At 69.6% G+C, this 23,958-nt stretch carries 18 protein-coding genes; 5 read left to right on the forward strand and 13 right to left on the reverse strand.

Features of this window, described 5'->3' with window-relative positions; all coding sequences use genetic code 11:
- Positions 1–18 precede the first annotated feature (18 nt).
- A complete protein-coding gene (locus RD110_RS06410) occupies positions 19–1,296 on the reverse strand; it encodes a c-type cytochrome (RefSeq protein WP_076197766.1) in 1,278 nt (425 codons plus the stop codon).
- Positions 1,297–1,378: 82 nt separating this feature from the next.
- Positions 1,379–2,104, reverse strand: coding sequence for a c-type cytochrome (locus RD110_RS06415; protein ID WP_076197768.1), 726 nt, complete (start codon positions 2,102–2,104; stop codon positions 1,379–1,381).
- A 121-nt stretch (positions 2,105–2,225) separates the two neighbouring features.
- On the opposite strand from RD110_RS06415, the gene RD110_RS06420 reads away from it, so the two are divergent.
- Complete coding sequence (locus RD110_RS06420; RefSeq protein ID WP_076197770.1) at positions 2,226–3,656, forward strand: aminotransferase-like domain-containing protein; 1,431 nt, start codon at positions 2,226–2,228, stop codon at positions 3,654–3,656.
- Here RD110_RS06420 and RD110_RS06425 read toward each other — a convergent pair.
- Genes RD110_RS06425 through RD110_RS06445 form a run of 5 tightly spaced genes read right to left on the reverse strand, consistent with a single transcriptional unit; the run spans position 3,646 to position 13,221 of the window.
- Positions 3,646–3,978, reverse strand: a complete 333-nt coding sequence (locus tag RD110_RS06425; RefSeq protein WP_083686124.1) for a 2Fe-2S iron-sulfur cluster-binding protein — start codon at positions 3,976–3,978, stop codon at positions 3,646–3,648. The two genes, RD110_RS06420 and RD110_RS06425, sit on opposite strands and share 11 nt — an antisense overlap.
- A gap of 11 nt (positions 3,979–3,989) precedes the next feature.
- Positions 3,990–5,444, reverse strand: coding sequence for an efflux transporter outer membrane subunit (locus RD110_RS06430; RefSeq protein ID WP_076197772.1), 1,455 nt, complete (start codon positions 5,442–5,444; stop codon positions 3,990–3,992).
- Positions 5,434–8,583 carry a multidrug efflux RND transporter permease subunit gene (locus RD110_RS06435; protein ID WP_076197774.1) on the reverse strand — a complete coding sequence of 1,050 codons (3,150 nt, stop codon included), beginning with the start codon at positions 8,581–8,583 and terminating at the stop codon, positions 5,434–5,436. The genes RD110_RS06430 and RD110_RS06435 overlap by 11 nt, the downstream gene beginning before the upstream one ends.
- Positions 8,580–11,738 carry an MdtB/MuxB family multidrug efflux RND transporter permease subunit gene (locus RD110_RS06440; protein ID WP_076197776.1) on the reverse strand — a complete coding sequence of 1,053 codons (3,159 nt, stop codon included), beginning with the start codon at positions 11,736–11,738 and terminating at the stop codon, positions 8,580–8,582. Before RD110_RS06440 ends, RD110_RS06435 begins: the two co-directional genes overlap by 4 nt.
- 31 nt (positions 11,739–11,769) lie before the next feature.
- Positions 11,770–13,221 (reverse strand): MdtA/MuxA family multidrug efflux RND transporter periplasmic adaptor subunit, encoded by a 1,452-nt coding sequence (locus RD110_RS06445; protein WP_076197778.1) that lies wholly within the window; start codon positions 13,219–13,221, stop codon positions 11,770–11,772.
- A gap of 208 nt (positions 13,222–13,429) precedes the next feature.
- Here RD110_RS06445 and RD110_RS06450 point away from each other — a divergent pair, with 208 nt between their 5' ends.
- Genes RD110_RS06450 through RD110_RS06460 form a run of 3 tightly spaced genes read left to right on the forward strand, consistent with a single transcriptional unit; the run spans position 13,430 to position 15,988 of the window.
- Positions 13,430–13,957, forward strand: a complete 528-nt coding sequence (locus RD110_RS06450) for a GNAT family N-acetyltransferase (RefSeq protein WP_076204495.1) — start codon at positions 13,430–13,432, stop codon at positions 13,955–13,957.
- Positions 13,958–14,000: 43 nt separating this feature from the next.
- Entirely contained in the window at positions 14,001–14,516 is a 516-nt protein-coding gene (locus RD110_RS06455; RefSeq protein WP_076197780.1) for a TRAP transporter small permease subunit, read from the forward strand.
- Positions 14,516–15,988, forward strand: coding sequence for a TRAP transporter large permease subunit (locus RD110_RS06460; protein ID WP_076197782.1), 1,473 nt, complete (start codon positions 14,516–14,518; stop codon positions 15,986–15,988). Before RD110_RS06455 ends, RD110_RS06460 begins: the two co-directional genes overlap by 1 nt.
- A 7-nt stretch (positions 15,989–15,995) precedes the next feature.
- Here the strand turns inward: RD110_RS06460 and RD110_RS06465 are convergent, their stop codons facing one another.
- The 5 genes from RD110_RS06465 to RD110_RS06485 all read right to left on the reverse strand — a co-directional run bounded on the left by RD110_RS06465 (position 15,996) and on the right by RD110_RS06485 (position 22,179).
- Complete coding sequence (locus RD110_RS06465; protein WP_076197784.1) at positions 15,996–17,273, reverse strand: multifunctional CCA addition/repair protein; 1,278 nt, start codon at positions 17,271–17,273, stop codon at positions 15,996–15,998.
- A gap of 25 nt (positions 17,274–17,298) precedes the next feature.
- Positions 17,299–18,012 carry a glutathione S-transferase family protein gene (locus tag RD110_RS06470; RefSeq protein WP_076197786.1) on the reverse strand — a complete coding sequence of 238 codons (714 nt, stop codon included), beginning with the start codon at positions 18,010–18,012 and terminating at the stop codon, positions 17,299–17,301.
- Between the two features lie 96 nt (positions 18,013–18,108).
- The gene (locus tag RD110_RS06475; protein ID WP_076197788.1) at positions 18,109–19,122 is read right to left on the reverse strand and encodes a complex I NDUFA9 subunit family protein; all 1,014 of its coding nucleotides are present in this window, start codon (positions 19,120–19,122) and stop codon (positions 18,109–18,111) included.
- A gap of 37 nt (positions 19,123–19,159) precedes the next feature.
- Positions 19,160–19,999, reverse strand: a complete 840-nt coding sequence (gene panC / locus RD110_RS06480) for a pantoate--beta-alanine ligase (protein WP_076197790.1) — start codon at positions 19,997–19,999, stop codon at positions 19,160–19,162.
- Between the two features lie 155 nt (positions 20,000–20,154).
- Entirely contained in the window at positions 20,155–22,179 is a 2,025-nt protein-coding gene (locus RD110_RS06485; protein WP_076197792.1) for a lytic transglycosylase domain-containing protein, read from the reverse strand.
- A 37-nt stretch (positions 22,180–22,216) separates the two neighbouring features.
- Between RD110_RS06485 and RD110_RS06490 the strand changes: the two genes are divergently transcribed.
- A complete protein-coding gene (locus RD110_RS06490; RefSeq protein ID WP_076204497.1) occupies positions 22,217–22,792 on the forward strand; it encodes a 5-formyltetrahydrofolate cyclo-ligase in 576 nt (191 codons plus the stop codon).
- Positions 22,793–22,965: 173 nt separating this feature from the next.
- Here RD110_RS06490 and RD110_RS06495 read toward each other — a convergent pair whose 3' ends face one another.
- Positions 22,966–23,952: a LysR substrate-binding domain-containing protein gene (locus RD110_RS06495; protein ID WP_083686125.1), complete on the reverse strand. Its 987-nt coding sequence runs from the start codon at positions 23,950–23,952 to the stop codon at positions 22,966–22,968.
- Between the last annotated feature and the right edge of the window lie 6 nt (positions 23,953–23,958).

The following is a 23,958-nucleotide window of genomic DNA, read 5'->3' on the forward strand; positions in this document are numbered from 1 at the left end:
CGCCTTAAGAAGACCGGCTCAGCGCCCCTGTCCCGCCCGCAGCCGGTTCACCTCGACCTCGGCCACGCCGCCGGCCTGGTTGCCCCAGCTGTTGCGCACGTGGGTGAGCACGGCGGCCACGTCGGCGTCGTTCAGCACCAGCACGAAGGGCGGCATGCCGTAGGGCCGCGGGTTGCCTGCGGTGGCCGGGGCGTAGCCGCCGTTCAGCACGGCCTGCACCAGGTTCGCCACCTTCGGCATGGTCACGGCGCGGTTGCCGGCCAGGGGGGGATAGGCGCCGGGCACGCCCTGGCCTTGTTCGCCGTGGCATTGCGCGCAGTGTTGCTCGTAGAGACGGCTGCCGCGCGCCGCGACCCGGCTGTCGACGGCAGCGCTGACCGGGGCTTCGTCGCTCTGTGGCAAGGCCTTGAGATAGGTGGCCATCGCGCCCAGGTCGCCTTCGTTCAGGTGCTGCGTGCTTTTGAGCACCACTTCGGCCATCGGGCCGAGGACCGAGCCGCCCGGCGCCACGCCGGTCTGCAGCAGGCGCACGATGTCCTCGCGCGGCCAGCCGGCCACGCCGGCTTCATGCGGCGAGGTCAGCGATGGGGCGTACCAGTTCTGCATCGGGATCATGCCGCCGGCCAGGTTCAGCCGGTCGTCGGTGGCGCCTAGCGCATTGCGCGCGGTGTGGCATGCGCCACAGTGGCCGAGGCCGCGCACGAGGTAGGCGCCGCGGTTCCATTCGGCCGATCGGTCGGCGTCGGCAGGTGGCGCACCGGGCGTGAAATACAGCGCGCGCCACACGGCCAGGGCGGGCTGCTGGTTGTAGGGGAACCGCACGGTATGGGGTGTGGCGGGCTGTTCCGTGGCCGGCAGGTTGTGCAGGTAGGCGTAGAGCGCATCGGCGTCGGCGCGGCTGATCTCGGTGTAGCTGGTGTACGGAAAGGCCGGGTACAGCAGCCTGCCGTCCCTGGCGCGGCCGTTGTGCATGGCGCGCCAGAACTCGGCCGGCGTCCAGGCGCCGATGCCGGTCTTGACGTCGGGGGTGAGATTGCTGGTGAAGACCGTGCCGAACGGCGTCTCGATGCCGCGCCCGCCCGCATACGGCACGCCGCCGCGCGTGGTGTGGCAACTGGCGCAATTGCCGGCCAGCGCCAGATAGGCGCCGCGCGCGAGCAACTCGGGGCTGGCCGGTACGGCCGCCGAGGGCATGGACAGATCCGGCTCGTCGCGCAGGTTCAGGTGCCACACCCAGGCGGCCAGGGTGATGGCCACGGCGCAGGCCGCCAGCAGGCTGATGCCCAGTTTTTTCATACGGCCGGGCCTTCCCAGGGCATGAAGCGCCCCATTGGGGGGCAGGGCGCTGCATGCCGTGCGCGAACGTGGGGATGGTTCCTCATGGCCGCGTCCCCGCCGGCTGTGGCGCGCTGCCGCAGGCGATGGCGCGTGCGCCGGGCCGCAGGGCCAGCATGGCGCCAGCCGGGTGCGTGTCGGCCGGCAGCGGTTGCGCCGCGAGCCAGTTGGTCACGGCGTTGATGTCCTCGGGTGCGAGTTGCGTCGCCACCGCGGCCATGCAGTCGGGCGCATGCGCGCGGCGCTGGCCGGTACGCCAGGCGCCGAGCTGGGCGTTCAGGTAGTCGCGCGGCAGGCCGAGCAGGCCGGGAATGTTCGGCGCCACGCCGGTGAGGGCCGCGCCGTGGCACTGGGCGCAGGCCGGCACCTGGCGCGCGGCGTCGCCCTGTACCGCCAGTTGCTGGCCGCGCCGCAGCACCTCGGCGCCGGCGCTGCTGGGCTGCGGCAGGGGATAGGGCAGGTCGAGGCTCGAGAAATACTGCGCGATCTCCATCAGGTAGGCATCGCTCAGCGGGTCGACCATCTGCGTCATGAGGCCGTAGTGGCGGCGGTTGTCGCGGAAGTTGAGCAATTGGTGGTACAGGTAGCCGGCCGGTTTGCCGGCGATGCGCGGGTAATAGCCGTCGGCCGCGGCCCGGCCTTCCTTGCCGTGGCAGGCGGTGCAGGCCAGCGTGCGCTGGGCGATGCTGTCTTCGAACGCGGGCGGGGCCGCATCGGCCGGGCCGAGGAGCAGCCACGCGGCCAGCAAGAGGAGGGGGCGCAGGTTCATGTTCACGATGCCGCATCATGCCGGAGCTCGCGGCCGGCGGTAAGCAGCAGAAGCCGCCTAAAAAACCATACCAGATGCCAGAAATGCAAAAATCTAGGGATCAGTTGCCGCCGAGGTCCGCATGAAACGCTACGAAACGCTCGCCGAGCTGCTGGCCACCGACATCCGTTCCGGCCGGCGGGCGCCGGGCAGCCGCCTGCCTTCGATCCGCAGCCTCACGGCGCAGCATGGCGTCAGCCCGTCCACGGCGTTCCAGGCCTATTACCGGCTCGAGGAAAAGGGACTGGTGCGCGCGCGCCAGCGTTCGGGCTACTACGTCACCGGCGCCGTCGCCTTGCCGGTGCCGCCGCCGCGCCCCGCGCCTGCCCCGGCCGAGGTGGCGGCGCACATCGACGTGAGCGAACTGGTGTTCTCGGTGCTGGGCGCCGCGCAGCAGCCGGGCATCGTGCCGCTGGGCTCGGCCTTTCCTTCGCCGGAATTGTTCCCCCTGCAGCGGCTGGCCCGATCGATGGCCAGGGCCGTGCGTTTCATGCAGCCCTGGGAGACCGTGCAGCACCTGCCGCAGGGCAGCGCCGCACTGCGCCAGCAGATCGCGCGGCGTTACCTGGCACTGGGCATGGCCCAGCCGGCCGAGGAACTGGTGGTCACCAGCGGCGCGATCGAGGCGCTCAACCTGTGCCTGGCCGCGGTGGCCGAGCCCGGCGACCTGATCGCCGTCGAGTCCCCCGGCTTCTACGCCAGCCTGCAGGCGCTGGAGCGGCTGAAGATGCGCGCGCTGGAGATCCCGGTGGACCCCGTCCACGGGCTCGATCTGGCCGCGCTCGAACAGGCGCTGGCGCGGCATCCGGTCAAGGCCTGCTGGTTCATGACCACGTTCCAGAACCCCACGGGGGCGAGCCTGCGCGACGCACAGAAGCGCCAGTTGGTGGCGTTGCTGGCCGGCTGCGGCATTCCGCTGATCGAAGACGATGTCTATGGCGAGCTGTATTTCGGCCACCAGCCACCCCTACCGGCCAAGGCGCATGACCGCGAGGGCCTGGTGCTGCACTGCAGTTCGTTCAGCAAGACGCTGGCGCCCGGCTACCGCGTGGGCTGGGTGGCGCCGGGCCGCTTCGGGCAGAAGATCGAGCGGCTCAAGCTGATGACCACGCTCAGCGCCAGCCAGCCGTCCCAGGCCGCGCTGGCCGACTACCTGCAGCACGGCGGCTACGACAAACACCTGCGCCGGCTGCGGCACATGCTCGAATCGCAGAAGGCCAGCCTGGTGGCCGCCATCGCCCGGCATTTCCCGGCCGATGTGCAGGTCTCGCAGCCCGAAGGCGGCTACTTCCTGTGGGTGACGTTTGCGCCGGGCTTCGACACGCTGGCGCTGCATCAGCAGGCCCTGGCGCTGGGCATCAGCATCGCGCCCGGCCCGATCTTTTCCGCGCGGCGCGGCTTCGGCCATTGCGTGCGTCTGAATTTCGGCCACCCATGGAGCGAGCGGCTGGAAGACGCGATGGCCACGCTGGGCCGGCTGGCCCACCGCCTTCAAAGTCCCGTCAGAAGGTGACGCCCAGGCGCAGCACCACGTCCCCCACGGGGTAGGCCACACACGGCAGGATGTAGCCCTCGGCCTTCTCCTCGGCGCTGAGGCCCGGCCACTGGATGCGGTAGCGTACCTGGCCCTGCGTCAGTTGGGCGATGCAGGTGCGGCAGGTGCCGTTGCGGCAGGAACTGGGCGGGTTGAGGCCAGCGTGCTCGGCCGCCACCAGCAGCGGCAGGTCGGCCGGGGCCGGGAAAGTGGCGCCGGAGACCAGGCGGGCGGTAAAAACGTCGGCGGGCTTGCGCGCAGGAGGCGGGCCGTCGACGGGGTCGGCAATCGGGTCGGTCATGCCGCCGGAGTTTAGGGCCGCAGCGCCACGGGCGCCTGGTCCCAGCGGCCCGCGATGTTCTTCAGCAACTGGCCGATGGCCGCCAGGCGCCGGTTGCGCACGTCGAGCAGGCTGCGCTCGGCACTCAGCACCGCCGTCTGCGCCGAGACCACGTTGAGGTAGCTCACGGTGCCGGCGCGGTACTGGTTGTCGGTCACTTCGAGCGCGCGCCGCGCGGCCACCAGCGCCTCGGACAACACGCCCGCCTCGTCCTGCAGGCTGGCGGCGATGACCAGGTTGTCTTCCACCTCCTGCAACGCCGTGAGCACGGCCTGGCGGTAGCCGGCGGTCGCTTGGTCGAAGGCGGCGCGCGCCGAATCGACTGCGGCCTGGCGCTGGCCGCCATCGAACGCGGTGAGCGCCAGGGCCGGCCCGAGCGACCAGACCAGGTTGGGCGCGCGCACCAGGTCGGCCAGCACGCTGCCGCGGTAGCCGGTGCTGGCCGAGAGCGTGAGCGCGGGGAAGAACGCCGTGCGCGCCACGCCGATCTGCGCATTGGCTGCCGCCACGCGGCGCTCGGCGGCCGCGATGTCGGGCCGCCGTTCGAGCAGTTGCGCGGGCAACTGCAGCGGCGCGTCCGGTGCGGCGGGCAAGGTCGCGGTGCGCGGCAGGCTGAAGCCCCCGGGCGGGCGGCCGAGCAGCACGGCCAACGCGTGTTCGAGCTGGGCCCGGCTGCTTTCGGCTTCGATGCGCTGCGCCTGCGTGGACTTGAGCTGGTTCTGCGCCTGGGCCACGTCGGCGGCCGAGGCCACCCCACCCTGGTAGCGGTTCTGCGTGAGATCGAGCGAGCGCTGGTAGGCGGCCAGCGTGTCCTGCAGCAGGGCGGACTGGGCCTCGGCGGCCCGCAGCGAGAAATAGGTTTGCGTCAGCGTGGCGCGCACCGAGAGTTCGGCTGCGGCCAGGTCATCGCGGCTGGCCTGCAGCTGCGCCTGCGCGGTATCGACCTGGCCCGACAACCGGCCCCACAGATCGACCTCCCAGCTCGCCGTGCCGGTGAGGCTGAAGCTGTTGTTCACGCCGGCGCCGGTGCTGCCGGTGGTCGTACCGGTGCCGTTGCGGTTGCTGCCGCTGCGCGATGCGTCCAGGCCCAGGCCGAAACTCGGCCACAGCGCGCCGCGGCTGGAGGCCAGCGTCGCCTGGGCCGCGCGGTACTGCGCCACGCTGGACTGCAGGCTCTGGTTGCCCAGCGCCACCTGGGCCTGCAGCGCATCGAGCGCCGGGTCGCCGAACAGCTTCCACCAGTCGTCGGGTACCTCGGCGGCGGCCGTGTTCGCGGCCTGCCATGACGCGTACAGCGGGGCTTCGCGAAACGCGGCGGGTATTGCCATGGCCGGGCGTTCGTAGGGCGGTGTGCTGGTGCAGGCCGACAGCGCGGCCAGCACAAACAGGCCGGCCGGCTTCAGGTAGGAACTTCGCTCAGGCAGCATGGTCGATTTTCTCGAAGACGGGTGGGTTGGCGTGGCCGCACAGGCGCCGCGCCGCGCGCAGCACACGCCCGCGCAACCGGTCCATGGCCACGTAGACCACGGGCGTGGTGTAGAGCGTGAGCAACTGGCTCAGGATCAGCCCCCCGACCACCGCGATGCCCAGCGGCTGGCGCAACTCAGCGCCGTCGCCGACGCCGATGGCCAGCGGCACCGCGCCGAAGATCGCGGCCACGGTGGTCATCAGGATCGGGCGCACACGCAGCTGGCAGGCCTTGTAGATGGCCTGCGCGGCGCTGAGGCCATGGGCCCTGCCATCGCCACGCTGCCGCGTGATGGCGAAGTCGATCATCATGATGGCGTTCTTCTTGACGATGCCGATCAGCAGGATCACGCCGATCAGCGCGATGATGGAGAATTCGGTGCCGGTGGCCATCAGCGCCAGCAGCGCGCCCACGCCGGCCGAGGGCAGGGTGGAGAGGATGGTCAGCGGATGCACCAGGTTCTCGTACAGGATGCCGAGCACCAGGTAGATGGTGGCGAGCGCGGCCAGGATCAGCAGAGGCTGGCTGCTCAGCGACTGGGCGAACGCCTGTGCCGTGCCGGCGAAGGTGCCGCGCACCGACACCGGCACGCCGATCTCGGCCATGGCGCCATTCACCGCGTCGGTGGCCTCCGAGAGCGATACGCCAATCGGCAGGTTGAAGCTCACCGTGGTGGCGGGCGTGCCGCCCTGGTGGTTCACCGCGAGTGCGGTGTTGGTGAGCTCCATGCGCGCGAAGCTGGCCAGCGGCACCATGGCGCCGGTGTTCGAGACGAACATGATCTGGCGCAACGTCTCCGGGCTCTGCAGGTACTGCGGCGCAATCTCCATCACCACGCGGTACTGGTTCAGCGGGTTGTAGATCACGCCCACCTGGCGCTGGCCGAAGGCGTCGTTGAGCGTGGAATCCACGGCGGCCATGGTCAGGCCGTGGCGCGCGAGCGCGTCGCGGTCGATCACCAGCGAGGTCTGCAGGCCGTGGTCCTGCTGGTCGCTGTTGACGTCGGCCAGCTCGGGCAGGCGCTGCAGCGCCTGGCGGATGCGCGGTTCCCAGTTGCGCAGGTCTTCGAGTGCATCGGCCTGCAAGGTGTACTGGTAGGCCGCGTTCGACTGGCGCCCGCCGATGCGGATGTCCTGCACCGGGTTCAGGAACAGGTTGGCGCCGGCCTCGCGCGCGAGCCGTATGCGCAGCCGCGCCACCACTTGGTCGGCCGAGACCTTGCGCTCGGTCAGGGGCTTGAGCGACAGGAACATCTGCGCCGTGTTGCGCTGGCTGCCGCCGGTGAAGCCGGTCACCGACTCCGCGGCCGGGTCGGCCTGCACGATGGCCAGGAAACGGTCGAGCCGCTGCTGCATGGCCTGGAACGACGTCGCCTGGTCGGCCTGGATGAAGCCGGTCACCCGGCCCGTGTCCTGCTGCGGAAAGAAGCCCTTGGGAATCACGCCATAGAGGTAGACGTTGAGCCCGATGACCGCGGCGAACACCAGCAGCGTCACCGGCTGGTGGCGCAGCGCCCAGGCCAGGCTGTGGCGGTACAGGCGCAGCACCCGCGTCTCGAGACGGCCCGCCCAACGCCGCATGCGTGCGCCCCACCCATTCGATGTTTTCGCGGTTGGCGTCGGAGTCTTCAGCAGCGCGGCACACATCATCGGCGTGGTGGTCAGCGACACCACCATCGACACCAGGATCGCCGCCGACAGCACCACCGCGAATTCGCGGAACAGCCGCCCCACCACGCCGCCCATCATCAGGATCGGGATGAACACCGCGATCAGCGACAGGCTGATGGAGACGACGGTGAAGCCGATTTCGCGCGCGCCTTCCAGCGAAGCCTGCAAGGCCGTCTTTCCGCGCTCCATGTGCCGCGTGATGTTCTCCAGCACCACGATGGCGTCGTCCACCACGAAGCCGGTGGCCACCGTGAGCGCCATCAGCGAGAGGTTGTCCAGGCTGTAGCCGCACAGGTACATCACGCCGAAGGTGCCGGCCAGCGACACCGGTACGGCCACGCTCGGGATCAGCGCCGCGCGGCCGTTGCGCAGGAACAGGAACACCACCAGGATCACCAGCGCAATGGAGATGGCCAGCGCGCGTTCCACCTCGACCAGCGAGGCGCGGATGGTCGGGCTGCGGTCCATCACCACGTCGAGGTTGATCGTCGGCGGGATCGAGGCGCGCAGCCGCGGCAGCAGGGCGCGCACCTCGTCCACGGTCTCGATGATGTTGGCGCCGGGCTGCTTGTTGAGGATCAGCAGGATCGCCGGCTTGCCGTTGGCCGCCCCGTAGTTGCGCACGTCCTGCACCGAATCGCGGACCTCGCCCACGTCCTGCAGCCGCACGGCGTTGCCGTTGCGGTAGCGCACGATCAGCGGCGCGTATTCGGCGGCGCTGCGCGCCTGGTCGTTCGCGCCGATCTGCCAGTACCGATCTTCGCTTTCCACCGAGCCCTTGGGCCGGTTGGCGTTGGTGGCGGTGATGGCGGTGCGCACGTCGTCGAGCGCGATGCCGTTGGCGGCCAGGCGGTTCGGGTCGAGCTCCACGCGCACGGCCGGCAGCGCGCCCCCGCCGATGCTGACCTGGCCGATACCTTCCACCTGCGACAGCCGCTGGGCGAGCACGGTGGAGGCCGCGTCGTACATCTGGCCGCGCGTGAGCACGTCGGAGGTCAGCGCCAGGATCATGATCGGCGCGTCGGCCGGGTTCACCTTGCGATAGGTCGGGTTGCTCGGCAGGCTGGTGGGCAGCAGGGTGCGCGCGGCGTTGATCGCGGCCTGCACGTCGCGCGCGGCGCCGTCGATGTCGCGGTTCAGGTCGAACTGCAGCGTGACGCGGCTGCTGCCGAGCGAGGACGAGGACGTCATTTCCGTCACGCCGGCGATGGCGCCGAGCGCGCGCTCCAGCGGCGTGGCCACGGTGGCGGCCATGGTCTCGGGGCTGGCACCGGGCAGCGAGGCGGACACCGAGATCGTCGGGAAATCCACCTGCGGCAGCGGCGCCACCGGCAGCCGGAAGAAGGCCAGCACGCCGGCCATGGCCAGGCCGAGGGTGAGCAGCGAAGTGGCGATCGGCCGGTGGATGAAGACGGCGGAGAAGCTCATTCCACGACCTCGCGACGCGCAGGGCGCCGATCTCGCCGATCACGCCAGCGTTGCGCCAGGTTCGCGAAGCCGAGGTAGATCACCGGCGTGGTGAACAGTGTGAGCAACTGGCTCACGATCAGCCCGCCGACCATGGTCACACCGAGCGGATGGCGCAGTTCGCTGCCGACGCCGGTGCCGAGCATCAGCGGCAACGCGCCCAGCAGCGCGGCCAGCGTGGTCATGAGGATGGGGCGAAAGCGCAGCAGGCAGGCCTGGTGGATCGCTTGGCGCGGCGGTAAACCTTGCTCGCGTTCGGCATCGAGTGCGAAGTCGATCATCATGATCGCGTTCTTCTTCACGATGCCGATCAGCAGCACGATGCCGATGATCGCGATGATGTCGAGCTCCTGCCCCGTGGCCAGCAGCGCCAGCAGCGCGCCCAGGCCGGCCGAGGGCAGGGTGGACAGGATGGTGACCGGGTGGATCGTGCTCTCGTACAACACGCCGAGCACGATGTACATGGTGACGATGGCGGCCAGGATCAGCAGCAGCGTGTTCGACAGCGAGGCCTGGAACGCCAGCGCCGCGCCCTGGAAGCTGGTCTCCATGCTGGCCGGCATGTCGAGCGCGGCCTCCTCGGCCTTGATCGCGTCCACCGCCGCGCCGAGCGACACACCCGGCGGCGTGTTGAAGGAGATCGTGGCCGACGGGAACTGGCCCACGTGGTTGACCGACAGCGCCGCCGCGCGCTGGCTTGCGCGCGCCACCGAGCCGAGCGGCACCTGCGTGGTCACGCCGTTCAGGGTGCCCGGCACGTACAGCCCGGCCAGCGCATCCGGCCCCGACTTGAAGCCCGGCGCCACTTCGAGCACCACGCGGTACTGGTTGGACTGCGTGAAGATCGTGGAGATGAGCCGCTGGCCGAAGGCGTTGTAGAGCGCGGTGTCGATGGCCGCCACCGTCACGCCGAGCCGGCCGGCGTTCACGCGGTCGATCTCCAGGTAGGCCTGCAGGCCCTGATCCTGCAGGTCGCTGGCCACGTCGGCGAGCTGGGGCAGGGCGCGCAGGCGCTCGACCAGCTGGCCGGTCACGTTCGACAGCGCCGTGGCGTCGGGCGAGGACAGCAGGAACTGGTATTGCGTCTTGGCGATGCGGTCCTCGATGGTCAGGTCCTGCACCGGCTGCATATACAGGGCGATGCCCGGCACCTGGCGCGTGGCGTCGGCGACGCGGCGCATCACGGCGCTGGCCGAGGCGCCGCGCGTTTCCTTGGGCTTGAGGTTGATCAGCAGGCGGCCCGCGTTCAAGGTGGCGTTGCCGCCGTCCACGCCGATGAAGGACGACAGGCTCTGCACGGCCGGGTCTTTGAGGATTTCCTCGGCCAGCGCCTGCTGGCGTTCGGCCATGGCCGGGAACGAGGTGGCTTGCGCGGCTTCGGTGATGCCCTGGATCACACCCGTGTCCTGCACCGGGAAGAAGCCCTTGGGCACCATGAAGTACAACAGCACGGTGAGCGCGGCCGTGGCCACGAACACCAGCAGCGTGATGAAGCTGCGGTCCAGCACCCAGTCGAGCATGCGGCCGTAGCGCGCGATGGTGGCGTCGAAGAACCGCCCGGTGGCCTGGTACAGCCGGCCGTGGCTGGCTTCGGGCGTGTGTTTCAGCAGCCGGGCACACAGCATCGGCGTGAGCGTGAGCGAGACCACGGCCGAGATCAGGATCGCCACCGCCAGCGTGATCGCGAACTCATGGAACAGCCGGCCGACCACGTCGCCCATGAACAGCAGCGGGATCAGAACGGCGATCAGCGAGATGGTGAGCGAGATGATGGTGAAGCCGATCTGCTTCGCGCCCTTGAGCGCGGCCTGCATCGGCGGCTCGCCGTCTTCCACGTAGCGCGCGATGTTCTCGATCATGACGATGGCGTCGTCCACCACGAAACCGGTGGAAATGGTCAGCGCCATCAGCGTGAGGTTGTTGATCGAGAAGCCGGCCAGGTACATCACGCCGAAGGTGCCGATGAGCGACAGCGGCACGGCGAAGCTCGGGATCAGCGTGGCCTGGGCGCTGCGCAGGAACACGAAGATCACCAGCACCACCAGCGCGATGGAGAGCATCAGCTCGAACTGCACGTCGTGCACCGAGGCGCGGATGGTGACGGTGCGGTCGGTCAGCACCTGCACGTCGAGCGAGGCCGGCAGCGTGGCGCGCAACTGCGGCAGCAATGCCTGGATGCGGTCCACGGTCTGGATGACGTTGGCGCCGGGTTGGCGCTGGATGTTGAGGATCACCGCGGAAGCATTCGTCGCGGCGCGTGGCGGCTTGGCCATGTCGTCGGCCGACATGCCGGCCCAGGCGGCCAGGCGCGTGTTTTCCGCATCGTCCACGATGGCCGCCACGTCGCTGAGCCGCACGGGGTTGCCGTTCTTGTAGGCGATGATGAGTTGCGCGTATTCGGCCGCCGACTTGAGCTGGTCGTTGGCGTCGATGGTCGAGGCGCGCAGCGGGCCGTCGAAGCTGCCCTTGGCCTGGTTCACGTTGGCCGCGGCTATTGCCGAGCGCGCGTCGTCGAGCGACAGGCCGAGGGCGGCCAGCCGCTGCGGATTGGCCTGGATGCGCACGGCGGGCCGGCCGCCGCCGGCGATGGCCACCAGCCCCACGCCGGCCACCTGCGAGAGCTTGGGCGCGAGCCGGTTTTCCACCAGGTCGTGGATGCGGATCACCGGTAGCGTGGGCGAGGTGATGGCCAGCGTGAGGATGGGTGCATCGGCCGGATTGACCTTGCTGTAGGTCGGCGGCATCGGCAGGTCGCTGGGCAAAAGGTTGCTGCCCGCGTTGATGGCGGCCTGCACCTGCTGCTCGGCCACGTCGAGCGAGATCGCCAGCGTGAAGCGCAGCGTGATCACCGAGGCGCCGCCCGAGCTGATGGACGACATCTGGGACAGGCCCGGCATCTGGCCGAACTGGCGCTCCAGCGGCGCGGTGACCGAAGACGTCATCACGTCCGGACTGGCGCCGGGATACAGCGTGGTGACCTGGATCGTCGGGTAGTCGACCTCGGGCAAGGCCGACTGCGGCAGCAGCCGGTAGGCGAGCGCGCCGCCGATGAGGATCGCCACCATCAGCAAGGCGGTGGCGATCGGCCGCAGGATGAAAAGGCGCGACAGGTTCATGGCCGTGGCATCGACTGGGCGGAGGGCAGGCTCAAGGGGTGCCGCCGCCCTGTGGCTGCTGCTGGCGGCGTTCGCGCAGCTTCTGGACGAAGGCCTGGCGTTCCTCGGGGCTCATGGCCTGGACCTTGGCCTGCACCTCGGGCGGCAGCCGGTCCATCCAGCGCGGGCGTTCGGCGGCGGCTTCACTGGCCACGCCGGCCGGCGTGGCCGCCGCGGCATCCGCCGATGCGGGCCTGCGCCGGTGCGGCGCCGGGTCGCTGCCGGCCGCGGCGGGACCACGCGCGGCGGGCGTGATGACTTCGACCTTGGCGCCGTCGCGCAGCCGGTCGGCGCCGTCGGTCACCACCTTGTCGCCTTCGCTCAGGTTGCCCTGCACGCTGGTGGCGTCGCCATCGGTCGCGCCGAGTTTCACCACGCGCAGGGCCACGCTGCCGTCGTCCTGCAGGACGTAGACGAAGGTGCCCTGCGCGCCGCGCTGCACGGCGGCCGTGGGTACGGTGAGCGCGCCGACCAGGGTATCGAGCTGCAGCCGGACGTTGGCGAACTGGTTCGGATACAGCGAGCCGTCGGCATTGGCGAACTCGGCCTTGAGCTTGATGGTGCCGGTGCTGGTGTCGATGCTGTTGTCGATGGTGGCGACCTTGCCCACGGCCAGGCGGGTCTTCTGCTCGCGGTCCCAGGCCTCCACGGCCATGGGCTGGCCGGCCTGCAGCTTGCGGTTGATCTGCGGCAGGTTGAATTCCGGCACGGCGAACACCAGCGCGATTGGCTGGACCTGCGTGATGCTGACGATGCCGGTGGTGTCGCTGGCGTGCACCACGTTGCCCAAGTCGGCCTGCTTCAGCCCCAGCCGCCCGCTGATGGGCGCGGTCACGCGGGTGTAGGAAAGCTGCAGCTTCGCGCTGTCCACCGCCGACTGGTCGGCCTGCACCGTGCCTTCGAGCTGGCGCGCGAGCGCGGCCTGGGTGTCGACCTGCTGGCTGGCGATGGAATCCTTGGCCAGCAGATCCTTGTAGCGCTGCAGGTCGAGCCGCGCGTTGACGAGCTGGGCCTGGTCGCGGGCGAGCTGCCCCTGGGCTTGGCCCAATGCTACCTGGTAGCTGCGCGGGTCGATCTCGGCCAGCAACTGGCCCGCCTTGACCATCTGGCCTTCCTTGAAATGGATGGCCTTGAGCTCGCCATCGGCCTTGGTGCGCACCAGCGCGGTGTTCTGCGCGGTGATGGTGCCGATGGCGGAGACCAGCACGCGCACGTCCTGCTTGCGCACCGGCGCCACGGTGACCGGCTGTGTGCGGTTGGCGCCCGCGAAACGGCGGCCGCCGCCCGTGCCGCCCGCCGGGGCGCTGGCGGGCGCACCCGGTCCTGCCGTGTCGCCGGCCTGCGGCCTGCCGTGGCGCCACCACAGCCCGCCGGCGACGAGCAAGGCGACGGCGCACAGCGCGAGCGCCAGGGCAGGGCGCCGGTTTTTCAGTTTTGTATTCATGGGACCGGTGGCGAAGCTTCGGAGAACAAGGCCGAATGTAAGCGGCGCCGCGCCGGCACGGGCGCGGCCGGGCGCAGATTTACGGGAGGTTTACCCTGGGTTGACCCGCCCGGCACCGTGGTCGGCCGCACGGGCCGGGCCGGCATTTGCGGCGACAATGCGCTCCCCCGATTTTTTTGCGGCCGTCCTGTGGACGCGCCTCTTTTCCATGTCCAGTTCCTCCAGCTACGAAGTCCGGCCCGCCAAATTGAGCGAGGCGCAGGCCATCGCCGACCTGCACGTCAGTGCCAGCCAGGCGGCCTACCACGACCTGATCCCCGCCGAACACCTGAACAAGATGCCCCTGGCCAAGCGCGTGACGATGTGGCGCGAGGCCATCGAGTTCGGCGACCCGCAGGTGCAGGTGGCGCTGGACGGCGGAAGAATCGTCGGCTTCGTCGGCTTCGACCGTTCGCGCGACAAGGGCACGAAGAACACCGTCGGCGAGATCTGGTCGATCTACGTCGATGACGGCTACTGGAACCAGGGTGTCGGCCTGGCGCTGTGGGACGCCGCGCGCGAAGCCCTGGTCGAGGAAGGCTGCACCACCGTCACCGTGTGGATTCCCCTGCGCAACGAGCGCGCGCTGCGTTTCTTCGACCTGGCCGGTTTCAAGCGGGAGCTCAACACCGCCAAGACCGTGCCGATGGGCGACATCAAGATCGAGGAGATGCGGCTCAAGAGAGCGCTGGACTGATCTTCCTCCGCAGCCCGCTTCCCGAGCTTCCATCCTGGCGCCGATGCCGCAAGCCGAAACCTCCCGCTTCAGGCGCGGCCTGGCCCGGCTGGACCGGCTGCTGGCGCGCACCACCGCCGCGGCGTCCTGCCTGGTGATACCGCTGGCGCTGCTGCTGTGCCTGCAGTGGCCCCTGCGCGACGGGCTGCATGCCTTCTCCAGCCAGGCCAATGACCTGGCCCAACTGCTGTTCGGCCTGTACGTGGCCGTGGGCCTCACCCATGCGACGCGCGCCGGCACCCACCTCACGCCGGACCTGCTGGCCCGGCGTTATCCAGCGCGGCTGCGCCGCTGGTGCCAGCGGGCCGCCGCCATCTGCGTGGCCCTGCCGTGGGCGGTGTTCGTCTTCGTCGCCGCCCTGCCCATGGTGCGGCAGTCGCTGGCGCAGCTCGAGGGCTTTCCCGATACGTCCAATCCCGGCTACTTCGTGCTCAAGCTCGGCGTGCCGCTGATGGCCCTGCTGGCGGGGTTGCAAGCCGTGCTCGGCCTTTGGATGCCGGCGGTGCCTGAGCAGCGCTGATGGGTGCCGCGGGATTGTGGATGCTGCTGGCCACGGCGTTGCTGATGGCGGTGAGCGGCCTGCCCGCCTGGACGGTGCTGGTCGGTACCGCGATGGCGTTCGCGGTGGGCGGCATGGTGCTGGGGCTTTGGCCGGCGCAATTGTTCTTCGCCCTGCCGCTGCGCCTGCTCGGCCTGCTGGAGCACGACCTGCTGCAGGCGTTGCCGCTGTACGTGCTGATCGGCGCCCTGCTGAATCGGCTGCCGCTGACCGACATCCTGTTCCGCGTGGCGTTGCGGCTGATGCGCAGGACGGCCGCGGCACCCTACCTGGCCGGCCTCGGGCTGGGCACGCTGCTGGCGCCGATGAACGGCTCGGTGGGCGCCAGCATCACCATGCTCTCGCGGGCCATGGGGCGGCGGCTCGGTGCGCGGGGCATTCCGGCCGAAAGCGGTGCCGCGTTGATCTGCACGGCCAGCACGGTGGGCGTGGTGGTGCCGCCCTCCCTGGTGCTGATCCTGCTCGGTGACGCCATGATGCGCGCCCATACCGAAGCCGTGAACACCGCCGCGCGGGCGGCGCTGATCGTCAACACGCAGGACATCTTCCTCGGCGCGCTGCGGCCGGCCGCGGCCATGCTGGTGCTGTTCATGGTGGCGACCTGGTGGCGGCACCGCGGCGTGTCGCCGGCGGAGTCGGCGGCGGCTTCGACGGCCACTCCGACGGGCCCGGCATCGCCGAGCCGCGCGGACTGGGCCATTGCCGTCGGCGCCGTGGCCTGCATCCTCGCGCTGCTCACCGGTGTCACCCTGGGCTATCTTTATGCCGTCGAAGGCGCGGCCACCGGCGCGTTGGCCCTGTGCGGCTTTGGCCTGGCCACCGGCACGCTGACCCGGTCGGTCGGGCGGCAGGTGCTGCAAGACACGCTGGCCATCACCGGCGCCCTGTTCGCCCTGCTGATGGCCGCCACCACCTACACGCTGGTGCTGCGCGCGCTCGGCACCGACGTCTGGATTGGCGACTTGCTGCGCAGCCTGCCGGGAGGCGGCTCGGCGGCGCTGGCCGCGGTACTGGGCATGCTGGTGTTGAGCGCGTTCGTGCTGGACGCGTTCGAGATCATCTTCGTCATCGTGCCCATCGCCATGCCACCTTTGCTGGTGCTGGTGCCCGATGCCGCCTGGGTGGCGGTGCTGGCGCTGCTGGTGCTGCAGATGGGGTTCCTGCTGCCGCCGTTCGGCTATGCCATCCTCATGGTCGGCCACCTGCTGCCCGGGCGGCTGTCCACCCGCAGGCTGAGCCGTGCGCTGGCCCCCTATCTGCTGGTCCAGGCGGCGGTGATCGCGGCGGTATGGTGCTGGCCGGCGCTCGTGTGGCAGCCCAGGTCGGCGGCGGTCGCGGCAGAGGCCGCGCCCCTGTCGGAGGAGGAAGTGCAAAAGCTGTTCGACCAGCAGCGCCTCGAATTCGACAAGCCGCCGGCCGAAGCGACCCCGTGACCGAACCTCAGGCCGCCGGCCCGGTCGTGGCCTGCGCGACCGCATCGATGCGCGCCCGGTGCACCCATTCGCCGATCTGCGGCCCCTTCGCGCCCGCATGCTGCGCGGCCTGCGCCACGGCGGCCGTGTCCACGGACTGTGCCGCCGCCAGCGCCTGCGTCAGCCGCTCGCGCTGGGGATAGGCGTCTTCCGCCATTCCCAGCCTGCCGCGGGCATCGCATTCGCAGGCCAGCAGCACCTGCGCGAAACGCTGCGGTTTCCTGATCGCGTCGCAGCGCTCGAGCAGCCGCACCAGTGCCGCCGCGTTGAGCTCGCCGCTGCGGTGGATGTTGCCGTGCTCGCGCGCCACCACATCGGCGATCTCGCGGCATTCCACGGGCACGCGCAGGCGTTCGCAGACGCCCAGGAGCAGCCTGGCGCTGCGTTGCTCGTGACCGATGTGGCGCGGCAGCACGTCGGCGGGCGTGGTGCCCTTGCCGAGGTCGTGGGTCAGGCACGCGAATCGCGTGGGCAGCGGCGCGGCCAGCCGCGCGCTCATGTCGAGCACCATCATCAGGTGCACGCCGGTGTCGACCTCGGGGTGGTACTCGGCCCGCTGCGGCACGCCCCAGAGCCGGTCGACTTCGGGCAGCAGCTTCTGCAGTGCGCCGCAGTCGCGCAGCACCTCGAACATGCGCGAGGGCCTGGCCTCCATCAGCCCGCGGGCCAGTTCCTGCCACACGCGTTCGGGCACCAGGGCATCGACCTCGCCCTCGGCCACCATGTCGCGCATCAGCGCCATGGTCTCGTCGGCCACGCGGAAGTCGTGGAAACGTGCGGCGAAGCGGGCCACGCGCAGGATGCGCACCGGGTCTTCGCGGAAGGCATCGGTGACGTGGCGCAGCAATTTGTCCCGCAGGTCGCGCTGGCCGCCGTAGGGGTCGACCAGGCACTCCGGTCTTGCATCGAATTGGCCATCAGCGCCCATTTCATCGGCGCTGATAGCTATGGAATTGATAGTGAGATCGCGCCGCGCGAGGTCCTGCTCCAGCGTCACGTCGGGCGATGCGTGCACGGCGAAGCCGCGGTAGCCGCGCGCCGTCTTGCGTTCGGTGCGGGCCAGCGCGTATTCCTCGCGGGTGCGCGGGTGCAGGAACACCGGAAAGTCCTTGCCGACGGGCAGGTAGCCGAGGGCGCTGAGCTGTTCCGGTGTGGCGCCGACCACGACCCAGTCGCGATCGCGCCGGCCGTCCTGCCGGCCGAGCAGGGCGTCGCGTACTGCGCCGCCGACGAGATAGATGTGCATCGCGGCAGTTTAGGGCCGCAGCGCTTCAGTCGCGCGAGGTGCGGTACGGTTCCTCGAAAGGCAGGAAGTCCTTTTCCGCCAGTGCATCGTCGATCCAGGCCTTGACGCCCGGCGCGGACGCCACGCGTTCCACATAAGAGGCGATCTCGCTGGGCACCGGCAGGGCATAGGTGCGCAGCCGCATGCAGACCGGCGCGAAGAAGGCATCCGCGATGCTGAAGTCGCCGAACAGGAAATGGGGATCGCCACCCGGCCCGGCCTGGCGCGGATAGGCCGCGAGCAGGCCGCCCCACATCGCCACCAGCCGCGCCACGTCGGCACGCACGCCGGCCTCGTCGCGCCACAACCGTGCGCCGACTTCGGGCAGCGAGGCCTCGATGTTCATCGCGCAATGGCTGCGCAGGCTGCCGAAACCCGAATGCATCTCGGCGCACACGCTGCGCGCACGGGCGCGGGCCTGCGGGTCGCTGGGCCAGAGGTGATGGTCGGGAAAACGCTCGGCCAGGGTCTCGCAGATGGCCAGCGTGTCCCACACCGCGAAGCCGTCTTCCAGCACCAGCACCGGCACCTTGCCGACCGGGCTGATCTGATCGACCGCCTGCTTGAACGCCGAGCCGTCGTCGAAGGAATCGAAGCGCAGCATCACCTCCTCGAAGGGAATGCCGGCCTGCTTGAGCAGCACCCAGGGCCGCATGGACCAGGAAGAATAGTTCTTGTTGCCGATGTAGAGCTTGAGCATGTGACCCCCTTGGAATGAGGCTCACATGCTAGCGCGGGTGCGGCCCGGCATTGATGCGGAAATCACCCGCCATTGATGCGGGCGCTGGCGACCGTGTCAGGGCTGGTGCGTCGGATGCCCCGGCCCGCGCCGCCCCGTGCGGCCGTGCCGCAGCCTGGTCGCCGGGTCCATCGGCGCGAGGTAGCGCGGCGCGATGGCGCTCAGGCCGGAAGGGGTGACGCCCAGCGCCTGCAGGCCGGGCAGCACGCCGCTGGCGATGTTGGGCACCTGCATCGAGTCGAGGTTGTCGCGCGTCATCATCGGCTCGCCGGGGGCGCATTCGAGGAGCCTGGCCTGCAGGCGGCCGAGGGCGGGCGGCAGGTCGATGACCGGGCGGCCGCGGCCGTGGTTCACGCCGGCCGCATGGCCGGCGAAGTTCACGAGGTCCTGGAGCGTGAAGCGTTCGGGGCCGCAGGCCTCGTAGGTCTGGCCGATGGACTCGCGGTCGTAGCGCGGGTCGGCCAGGGCATTCACCAGCGCCTGCGCCACGTCCTCGACCCAGACCGGTTGGAACCAGCTGCCGCCGCCGGCCAGCGGGATGAAGGGGAAGCGGCGCTGCAGCGCGGCGAACACGTTGAGGAAACGGTCGTCCTCGCCGAAGATCACGCTCGGGCGCAGCACGGTGAGGTCCAGGCCGTAGGCGGCGACGGCCTGGCGCAGCACGGCTTCGCCGCGGGCCTTGCTGCGCAGGTAGCGCGACGGGGCGAGTTCGGGCTGCAGGCTCGGCACGCCGAGGGCGCTGACATGGATCACGCGGTGCACGCCCGCGGCCGAGCAGGCCCGCGCCAGTTTCTGCGGCAGCTCCACATGGGCCCGGGCCAGCGCGGCCTCGTCGCCGTGCAGCTGGGCCACGAGGTTGATCACCGCGTCCTGGCCCTGGAGCAGCCGGGCCAGCGTGGCCTCGTCGAAGATGTCGGCCTCGAACAAGTCCAGGCGCGACTGGATCTGCAGCGACTTGGTGCGGTCGAAGCGGCGCGTGGGCACGGTGACCTGCCAGGGCAGCAGCGCGAGCTTGGTGCAGACGTGGCGGCCGACGAAGCCGGCGCCGCCGAGGATCAATACTTTATTCATAGGGCATTGTGCGCGCCGACACCGAAGCGTAGCGCTTTCAGATTTCCAGGTTGTCGATGAGCCGCGTCGAGCCGAGCCGGGCCGCGCCGAGCACCACCATCGGTTCTCCGGCGACGGGCAACTGCAGGTCGCTCTGGCGCCGCACGGTGATGTAGTCGGGGTTCCAGCCACGCGCGCGCAGCTTGCCCATGGCCTCGGCCTCGAGCGAGGGCAGGTCGAACGCGCCCTGCTTCGCCGTCGCCGCCAGCGCCTTGAGCACGAGCGACAGCTGCACCGCCTCGGCCCGCTCCTCCGCGCTCAGGTAGCCGTTGCGCGACGATAGCGCCAGGCCGTCCTCGGCACGCGCGGTCTCGGCGCCGACGATGTCGATCGGCAGGGCGAACTGCTGCACCATGTGGCGGATCATCATCAGCTGCTGGTAGTCCTTCTTGCCGAACACCGCAGTCCGCTTGCCCTTGGCTTCGGAGAACACGCAGGTGAACAGTTTCATCACCACGGTGCAGACGCCGATGAAGAAACCAGGCCGGAAATGCCCTTCGAGCACGTCGGCCAGCGCGGGGTCGGGATGCACCTTGCAGGTTTGCGCCACCGGATAGAGGTCGCTCTCGCGCGGCGCGAACAGCACGTCGCAGCCGGCGGCTTCGAGCTTGGCGCAGTCGGCGTCCCAGGTGCGCGGGTAGCTGTCGAAGTCTTCGTGCGGCAGGAACTGCAGCCGGTTCACGAAGATGCTGGCCACGGTCACGTCGCCGAGTGGCCTGGCCTGGCGCACCAGGGCCAGGTGGCCGTCGTGCAGGTTGCCCATGGTGGGTACGAAGGCGGGATGGTCGTAGCGGCCCAGGTGGGCGCGCAGGTCTTCGATGGAATGGGCGATGAACATGGCAATGGCGCGATCTTGCGTTGCGGACTCTACGTTTTACACGGCATGCACTGCCTTTTCCAGAAACACCGTGGAACCGGCTCTGCCGGGCCGCCAGTGTCGCCCCCTGCAAGGGGGGAGGAGCTATACGCCGTGAGCGATTTGGGGGTGAGTTTTTAAGGTAAGTCTTTGGAAGGATCGGGCACGCTTGCGTCGCGCGGGCCGATGGTGCCGAGCCGGGCCTTGAGTGACTGCGGCTGGCCGCTCAGGATGGCGGCGTAGTTCGTGGTGTTGGACAGCACCTTCTTCACATAGTCGCGCGTCTCGGCAAACGGCACGTTCTCGGCCCAGATCGCGGCCTCGAGCAACGGGCCGTTGCGCCAGGCGCGCGGCCGGCCCGGGCCGGCGTTGTAGGCCGCGGCCGCCAGCGGCATCGAGCCGGCGAAGTCGTCGAGCACCAGCTTCAGATAGCCGGTGCCGATGGCGATGTTGGTGTCGCGGTCGTTGATCTGGTCGGGCGTGAAACCGGTCAGGCCGATCTTCCTGGCGGTCCAGCGCGCGGTGGCCGGCATCACCTGCATCAGGCCCGAGGCGCCCACGCCGGAGCGCGCATCGGTGATGAAGCGCGACTCCTGCCGGATCAGGCCGTAGACGTAGGAAGGGTCGAGGTCGATGCTGCGGCTGCGCTGCACCACGGCCTGCTGGTGCGGCATCGGGAAGCGCTGCTCGAAGTCGATGACCGACCTGGTGCGCTCGCTGGTGTTGATGCAGCGGTCCCACACCTCGCGCTGGCAGGCCAGGTCGGCGGCGGCCAGCAGTTCGCGGTCGGTCATGCCGCCGCGGTCGTGCAGGTTGGTGGTGTAGTTCCACTCGCGGTTGCCCTCGCTGCGCAGGCCGAGCTGGATCGCGTACAGCGCACGCACCAGGCCGGGATTGACGCTGGCGATGGCCTTTTCCTCGGGTGTGAGCGCGGCCGGCCTGGGCGGCACGCTGACCTTCTGCCCGATTTCCTCCAGCGCCAGTTGCTCGTAGAAGCCGCGCACGCCGGCAATGCTCTGGTAGAGACGGTTGGGCTCCACACGGTCGAGATCGGACTTGGCCAGGGCCTGCAACGCGCGGGCCTTCCAATACACCCAGGTCGGGTCCTGCTGCGCTTCCTCGCTCATCGCGCCCACGGCGCTGGCGACCTGCTTCCACTGGCCGTTGCGCAGCGCGGTGCGCACCTTCCAGCCGAGCATGTCGTCGGTCAGGTCTTCATCCTTCGTGACGCGGGCGAAGTAGTCGCCGGCCGATGGCGACAGCTTCTGCGCCGCCTGCTTGCCGATCACGCCCCAGGTCCAGTTGCGCTCTTCGGCGGTGAGCTGGGTCGACCATTTGGCGTCCAGCATGGCGGCGGCGTTGTCGGCGTCGCCGGTGGCCATCTTGATCAGGCCGAGCATGATCATTTCCTTGCGCGTGCGCGAGATGGCGATGACCTTGCTGGTGAGGAACTTGGTGGGGCTGTCGTTGAGCTCGTTGAGCAGCGGCAGCGATTCGGGTGACACGATCTCGATGGCCTTGCCGGCCATGCGGGGCCGGTTGCTCTCGATGGCCAGGCGCGCCTTGCGCCAGATGTCGATGGGCTGCAGCTTGCGGTCGGCCAGCAACTGGGCCGCGGCCAGGGCGCAGCCGTCGTCCGTCTCACGCTGGGCGTACCAGTTGCGGCGCACTTCGTCGGCCAGTCCGGCGGCCGCGTTGGCGCCGTTCTTCACTTCGTCGATGAGCAGGGCGTAGCAGCGCACCTCCTTGTCGTCGTTCATGCGGTAGCGCGCGTGTTCGTCGGCAAACGTGGCCCAGTCGCGCCGCTGGCCGAGCAGCAAAAGCCAGTCATTGCGCAGCCGGTCTTCCTGGTAGCTGCCGGGGAAGCGGGCGCTGAAGGCCTGCAGGTCGGCCGAGCCCAGTTCCTCCAGCCGCGCGCGGGCCTCCCAGTACGCGGCCCAGGGCTCGAGCACGTGGCCACGCACCAGCGGCAGCAGGGCGGCGAGCCGTTTGCGGTCGGTGCGCTTGTAGGCCTGGGCCATCTCCAGGATGGTGCCGTCGGCCTGCGGATTCTGGCCCGCCAATGGGTCGGGGCGGATCTGTGTGGATTGGGCAAGGGCGTTGCCGCAACAGGCCAGGCCGAGGGCCAGCGCGAGAGATGTCAGAATGGCAGGAACTTGCATGTTGGGGATTATGGACAACTCAGAAGAAAACAAGGCGATGGACCGCAAAGCCTTGCGCGAGGCACTCGTCGAGCAACGCCTGAACCTGCCCGACCGCCTACAGCGGGCCGATCTTTTACAGCGCGTGATGCGCATCTGGCTGGTGGGTCGGCCCGATACCGTGATCGGCGCCTATTGGCCGATCAAGGGCGAGTTCGATCCGCTGCCCGCGCTGCACCGCTGGAAGGAAGACGGCGAACTGCTCGAGGAGTCGCAGCGCAAGCGTATCGGCCTGCCGGTCGTCGACCGCGTGCACAAGACGTTGACCTTCCACGCCTGGTACCCGGGCTGCCCGATGGAGAACGACGCCTACGACATTCCGAAGCCCAAGGACACCGAACTCGTGGTGCCCACCCTGCTGTTCGTGCCCTGCCTGGGCTATGCGCCGGGCGGCTACCGGCTGGGCTACGGCGGCGGCTTCTACGACCGCACGCTGGCCACGCTGCAGCCCAAGCCTTACACGGTGGGGCTGGGTTTCACGCAGGGTTATCTGGACGACTTCGAACCGGCTGCGCACGACATTCCGCTCGACGCGATCCTCAACGACAACGGCGTGGTCTGGCCGGTGGGCTGATGGCGCATCTGATCCGATCGCCGAAGGTCACCCGCACCCGTTCGCCCTGAGCCTGTCGAAGGGCTGGAGTGAGCTGGTACAAGCTCCGTCATCAACGACTGCCCTTCGACAGGCTCAGGGCGAACGGGTGGGGAACCGAGCCCTTCGACAGGCTCAGGGCGAACGGAGGATGATCAATCCAATTGATCCACCGTATCCGGGTCCGGCGTATCGCCGATCGCTTTCCTGGTGCCCGCCGCCTGCAACTGCAGCCAGGTGCAGAAGGCCTTGATCTCGGGCCGCGCCGCGCTGCGCGGGCCGACGATGAGCCAGTAGGCCATCGGTGACTCCATGCGCATGTGCGGCAAGACCTCGATCAGGTCGCCGCTGGCGAGGCTGTCGGCGACGAGCGGCATGCGCGCGAGCGCCACGCCCTGGCCGGTGAGCGCGGCCTGGGCGATCTGGTAGGCGTAGTTGAAATACATCCAGCGCTTGGGCTCGAGTTTTTCCAGCCCATGGGTATCGCACCAGCGGCGCCAGCTCAGCCATTCCAGGTGATGCGTGCGGTGCGCGTCACCCGCTTCGATCACGGCGAAATGGGCCAGGTCGGCGCCATCGCGCAGGGGGCGGCCCGTCTTGAGCAGCCAGGGGCTGGCCACGGCCGTCAACTGCTCGCCGAAGAGGCGGATCGCTCCCGGCGGCACGGTGCTCGGCGCGGCGTAGCGGATGGCCAGGTCGACATCGGTGGTGTCCAGGTCGATCAGGTTGTCGGTGGCGTCGATGCGCAGGTCGATGTCGGGGTATTCGCTCTGGAACGCCTCGAGCCGCGAGATGAGCCACATCGAGGCGAAAGACGCCCAGGTGCTGATGGCCACGCTCTTGCGGCCCGAGCTGCGGCGGATCAGGCGCACCGTGCTGTCCAGCCGCTCCAGGGAGGGTTCGACCGCGCGCATCATCTGCGCCCCGGCGCTGGTGAGTTCCACCGCGCGCGTGTGGCGCAGGAACAGACTCACGCCGATTTCCTCCTCCAGGGCCTGGATCTGGCGGCTCACGGCCGACTGCGTCAGCGCCAGTTCCTCCGCGGCGGCGCGGAAATTCAGATGCCGCGCCACGGCGGCGAAGGCGCGCAGGTTGCCGGCCGATATGGCCCGCGTGCGAAGGTGAACGGAAGGTTGCTGCATGGATCG

The sequence above is a fragment of the Rhodoferax koreense genome (genome assembly GCF_001955695.1).
GTDB classification, from domain to species: domain Bacteria; phylum Pseudomonadota; class Gammaproteobacteria; order Burkholderiales; family Burkholderiaceae_C; genus Rhodoferax_B; species Rhodoferax_B koreensis.